1 protein-coding gene and 2 pseudogenes are annotated in these 2,286 nt (G+C 56.6%); 2 read left to right on the forward strand and 1 reads right to left on the reverse strand.

Annotated features, from left to right (window positions below):
• Positions 1-202: pseudogene (locus tag ACSQ83_RS35760) on the forward strand (hypothetical protein); the annotation flags it as partial.
• A gap of 55 nt (positions 203-257) precedes the next feature.
• A pseudogene (locus ACSQ83_RS35765) lies at positions 258-811 on the forward strand (ATP-binding protein); the annotation flags it as partial.
• 210 nt (positions 812-1,021) lie between these two features.
• On the opposite strand, the gene ACSQ83_RS35770 reads toward ACSQ83_RS35765, so the two are convergent.
• A complete protein-coding gene (locus ACSQ83_RS35770) occupies positions 1,022-1,666 on the reverse strand; it encodes an SDR family NAD(P)-dependent oxidoreductase (RefSeq protein WP_436231361.1) in 645 nt (214 codons plus the stop codon).
• Positions 1,667-2,286 lie beyond the last annotated feature (620 nt).

The raw sequence follows: 2,286 nt of genomic DNA on the forward strand, positions 1-2,286 counted from the left end.
GTTTGAACGGTATGTGGAAGATGATGACGAATTGCTGGAAGAACTCCATCTTGATAGAAAATCAGCCATAGTCCGCCTGACAACCAGTCTGCGGAACTATGAGCTGGATCTTCGAAAGGTCGATGAGAAAGAGGTGAAGGCGATGCGAAAGGTGCTCTCTCGGATGAACCATGACCGCCGGATTAGGCTATTAGGTATCTGACAAGTTCTTCGATCAGACAACCGCAAGCCGGAAGTTTCGCCGGGTCGATCGCCAGCTCGTCATGCAACTGGCCGGAATGACGTTCACCGAGGGTGCACACAACCTTGTCTGGTCGGCGGACCGGGGTCCGGAAAATCGCATCTGGCAACGGCCATTGGCGTATCCGGGATCATGCACCACGGCAAGCGGATGCGCTTCTACTCGACCGTGGATCTGGCCAACGCATTGGAGCAGGAGAAGGGGCAGGGACGCGCCGGGAGAATCGCGGCGAGTCTGCTGCGCCTTGACCTGGTCATTCTGGACGAACTCGGGTATCTGCCCTTCAGCCAGGGCGGCGGAGCACTGCTGTTCCATCTACTGAGCCGCCTGTACGAGCACACGAGCGTTGCCGTTACAACGAATCTGGACTTCGCCGAATGGTCCAGCGTGTTCGGCGACGCGAAGATGACCACGGCGTTGTGGGACCGGCTAACGCACCACTGCCACATCGTGGAGACCGGCAACGAAAGCTACCGTTTCCGGCATAGCAGCGCCAGTGCAAAGAAGCGCATTCGATCACGTGAAGCGGCACACAAGGGCGACCCCGCTAGCGCGCCGGGGTCCGCCTGAGCCGTTCGCCGCGCAGAGAAATCTGCTCCGGGCTACGCCCTTCGCAGCTTCCTCTGCGCAACGCATCCTCATCCAACGGAGGACAACCACCCCGGAAACCCATACACTTATTCACAACCGGTCCTGCTTCAGACCGGTCTCCACCCCGGCTCAGTATTCAATCGGCGCGGTGGCTCAAAATTCACTCGGCGCGGACAGCCGTGCCTAGCGCTAGGCATTCGTGCCGCCGTCGACCGTAAGATTCGCCCCGGTGATGTACGCCGCCTCGTCGCTAGCAATAAAAGCAACAATTGCCGCGATTTCATCAACCTGCCCGTATCTCTTGAGCGCGGTCATCGCCAATTGAGGGGTTGCCCAATCACCCGCCGCAGGGTTGAGATCCGTGTCGATTGGGCCAGGTTGGATATTGTTGACGGTGATACCTCGTTCACCAACTTCTCGGGATAGGCCCTGCGTGAACATCCGTATGGCAGCCTTCGTCGCGGAATATGGAACCAGGCCCGGAGTCATCATTCGCTCTCCAACGCACGAGCCGATATTGATGATGCGACCGCCGGCCTTCAGATGCTTGAGCGCTGCTTGCGTTGTCAGAAACACGCCTCGAATATTAAGATTGATGACGTGATCCAGTTCCTCCAGAGTCGTCTCTTCAAAGGGTTTCGGAATCGCCGTCCCTGCATTATTGACCAGGATGTCCAGGCTTCCGTATGCGGCAATCGTCTGCTGCACCGCCTGGTTGATTGCTTCCGGCTTCGCTGCATCTGCCTGGATCGCAATCGCTTCTCCGCCGGCGCTTTCTATTGCTTTGACTACGCGTTCAGCCGCATCGCTGCCCTTGGAAAAAGTAATCGCCACGCGCGCGCCGTCTGCGGCCAATCTCTTGGCAATGGCAGCGCCGATGCCCCTTGACCCGCCGTCACAAGGGCAACCTTATTACTTAGCTTAGTCATAAGAACTCCATGTTTTTGGTTAGTCGAACGGTCCGCTTCAACTATGAGGACAAAGTGCACCGATCGGCGATGTAGGAGAGACACCGGCTCCGTTGGTTGGAACACAGCTGCAGAGTAGGAACACTCGAAGTGTCACGTAAATGGAAGACATGTCCAAGGAAGAACTTGTGGTTGACAGCCTATCCACCCGGCGAGGCGTTCTCGTGTTGGTCGCGTTTCTCTCTGCGGAGACAGACAGAGGTGTCCAGCGTGCTGATCCGGGTGACGGCACCTCTTTCAAGCAACGATATTTATAGTCGTCTAAAGGGTTGTGGACCGCCTTTCCTGCCGGCGAGTGTTCGATGGCCAACATTTCTTATTAATCAGACAGCAACTGCCCTGATCTGATTTTTGCAGAGTCCGCAAGGTAGATCCGAATAGATCTTGAATCCATTTTGCATTTTTTGATCAGACGCGATTGACCTTCATCGGGCGCGGACCGGCCATTCAGCCGTCCGCAAGGAAGCACCGGTGAGCGTCCGAAGG

The organism is Caballeronia sp. LjRoot29 (assembly GCF_964252755.1).
Lineage (GTDB): Bacteria > Pseudomonadota > Gammaproteobacteria > Burkholderiales > Burkholderiaceae > Caballeronia.